Consider the following 2763-nt stretch of genomic DNA (forward strand, 5'->3'; position numbering starts at 1 on the left):
CCAACGGGCACACTATTCGTACCTGGCTCGCGTTCCTGCGTACCTTCGCCTATGAAGCCGTCGCGGAGCGGATGACGAGTTCGCAGCACGTCCGCCCGGAGGTCAGCCGGGGCCTGTTCCGCCGGACGACTACGTACGTGCCGACGGATGTCAACGCCGCTGCTTGGCCGGCCGCTCGGCTCTCAATCCGCCTTCGCCGGCTTGAGTATCTGAACGGTATCGACTTGGTATTGGCGGGCCTGGCCGAGGCAACGGACCTGCATCACCACATCCTCGACGGTGCTCCCCGGGCTGCGTACGAGCACCTCTCGATCTTGATTTCCGCATCCAGTAGCAGCATCCAGGAACTGCTGCTGCATACCAAAGCTGCGCTCGGCGACGCCGTCCTCAGCGCGCACTGAACTACACCTCTTACATCGTTAGGAGTGTCGGACGATGAGCGTCCCTCGTCCCCGGTCCCGCTTCAGCAACGTTGCCTTGGCGCTGCAACGTGGTCGTCTGGGCATGTGGCCGGTCGTGTGGATCGTGATGGCCGCCGCCGCGCCGCTGACCGTGGTCGCCGGTGGCGCAACGACCGGCTGGGCGGTCACCGGCATTCAAGGCATTCCGATCGCGTACGTAGCCGTCGCCGTAATTTTGGGCTTGTTCAGCGTCGGCTATGTGGCCATGTCCCGCCGGATCGTCAACGCGGGCGCGTTCTACTCCTACATCTCGCACGGACTCGGCCGGATACCTGGCGTCGGGGCGTCGTTCGCGGCGGTGTGGGGTTACAACGCGATGCAGATCGGCCTGTACGGCGGGTTCGGCTCGGTGCTGTCGGGGTTCCTGTCCGACCGGTTCGACGTGACAGCGCCGTGGTGGACGTGCGCCTACGCGGCCTGGGCGGTCATCGCGGTGATGGGCCTGCTGCGGGTGGACATCAACGGCAAGGTCCTGGCGTTGATGTTGCTGACGGAGATCGGCATCGCCGTCGTCTTCTCGTTCGTCGAACTCGCGCACCCGGCGACCGACACAGTCACCTTCACCACGCTGGCGCCGTCGCAGCTCGTGACCGCCGGCATCGGCGCAGCGCTGGTCACGGCGATCACCGGGTTCGTCGGGTTCGAGGCCACCGCTGTGTACTCGGAAGAGACGAAAGACCCGCAGCGCACGGTGCCCCGCGCCACCTACACGGCGCTGTTGATCATCGGTCTGCTGTACGCGTTCTGTTCCTGGGCGATGTCCGTTGCCAGCGGCCCCGACAACGTGGTCGAGGCGGCCCGCACCCATGGCACCGAGCTGATGTTCACCCTGGTCGGCCCGTACCTGAGCCCGATCTGGATCGATCTCGGCCACGCGTTGTTCGTGACCAGCCTGTTCGCTGCCCTGCTGGCCTTCCACAACACCGCTGCCCGCTACAAGTTCGCCCTCGGTCGTGAAGGAGTGCTGCCCGGCGGGCTGGGCACCACCAGCCGCCGTACGGGCGCACCGAAGTGGGGATCACTGGTCCAGACCGTCCTCGCAGCAGTGGTGCTGGCCGGGTACGCGCTCACTGGCCTGGACCCGGTGACCTATCTATTCTTTTGGATCACCGTCCTGGGCGGCCTGGGCGTGTTGATCCTGATGACCGCGACCTCCGTGGCGGTGGTGGTGTTCTTCGCTCGCCACCCGGCTCATCGGCGCGGCGTTAATTGGTGGCGCCGGGTCGCCGCGCCGGTACTGGCGTCCGGCTTGCTGCTCACTGTGCTGTACCTGACGCTAGATCAATTCGACGTGCTGCTCGGGGTCGAGTCGACCTCGTCGTGGCGGTGGATCCTGCCGTCGACCTTCGCCGCCGCGATCCTGCTCGGCATGGGCTGGGCGTTGATCCTGAAATCAACCCGTCCGCAGGTGTACGCGGGCATCGGGCGAGGCGCGAACAGCGCCACCACCGACCAGCCGCCCACTGCCGCGACCGTGGTTGTAGGCGGAGGTGTGCGATGACAGAGCCGGCCACCGTCACGGTCCGCTACGGCACCACTCGTGACGAGGACACCGTCACCCGGCTACTCGCCGACGGGTTCCTGCACGGTGACTTCGGGCCGTGGCTCATCCCGGATGTGCGTGACCGGGCGTCGGTCTACCCGGCCTACTTCCGGATCTTCGCCGCGCACGCGCTGAAGGCCGGCTGGGTGGAGCTGGCCAGCGACGAGAACGCCGTCGCCGTCTGGTACCCCCTCGGCGCCGACGCTGCCCTGAGCATCCCGGGCTACAACGAGCAACTCGCCGTCGCCGTCGGCACCTTCCTGCCCCGCTTCCAGGCCCTCGACACGGCCATGCACAACCACCATCCAACCGGCCGTGCCCACCACTACCTGGCGTTCCTCGCCGTGCGGCCCGACCAGCAGAACCGCGGGCTCGGGACCGCCCTGCTACGCAACCACCACCGCTACCTCGACGCCCGCGGCGTGCCGGCCTACCTGGAAGCCACCGGACTGAACAACCAGCGCCTCTACCAACGGCACGACTACCACCCTCGCGAGATCTACCACCCCTCGCCCGACAGTCCACCCCTGCATCCGATGTGGCGAGAGCCCCACCCCCGCCCCCGTAGATCACGAGAGTGAAGGCACCGAGGCGATGGCCACTCGCCAGCAACAGGGAGGCTGCATTGCCGCACCCCCGAGATGCCCGGCTGGCTCAGACTCATGTTGATCTTCCAGGAGTACCTCGGCCGCCGAGAACTCGCGATCCCCGGCGGCGATGCCACGAAGGCCCTGCACCGCGAGCTACGCACCGGCGCCG

The 2763-nt window shown here is 67.2% G+C and carries 3 protein-coding genes; all 3 read left to right on the forward strand.

The annotated features are described in order from the left end of the window. Nucleotides 1-401, forward strand: a 401-nt coding sequence (locus IEY73_RS32475; protein WP_189083182.1) for a GPP34 family phosphoprotein, incomplete at its 5' end; no start/stop codon positions are given. 34 nt (nt 402-435) lie between these two features. Next, the gene (locus tag IEY73_RS32480; RefSeq protein ID WP_189083183.1) at nt 436-1962 is read left to right on the forward strand and encodes an APC family permease; all 1527 of its coding nucleotides are present in this window, start codon (nt 436-438) and stop codon (nt 1960-1962) included. Next, nucleotides 1959-2585, forward strand: a complete 627-nt coding sequence (locus tag IEY73_RS32485; protein WP_189083184.1) for a GNAT family N-acetyltransferase — start codon at nt 1959-1961, stop codon at nt 2583-2585. Before IEY73_RS32480 ends, IEY73_RS32485 begins: the two co-directional genes overlap by 4 nt. Nucleotides 2586-2763 lie beyond the last annotated feature (178 nt).

Origin of the sequence: Mangrovihabitans endophyticus, from assembly GCF_014646155.1 — a bacterium.
Lineage (GTDB): Bacteria > Actinomycetota > Actinomycetes > Mycobacteriales > Micromonosporaceae > Actinoplanes > Actinoplanes endophyticus.

Excerpts from the sequence above, each read along its gene's own strand:
- IEY73_RS32480 (WP_189083183.1), top strand. The coding sequence starts at position 436 with ATGAGCGTCCCTCGTCCCCGGTCCCGCTTCAGCAACGTTGCCTTGGCG.
- IEY73_RS32485 (WP_189083184.1), top strand. The coding sequence starts at position 1,959 with ATGACAGAGCCGGCCACCGTCACGGTCCGCTACGGCACCACTCGTGAC.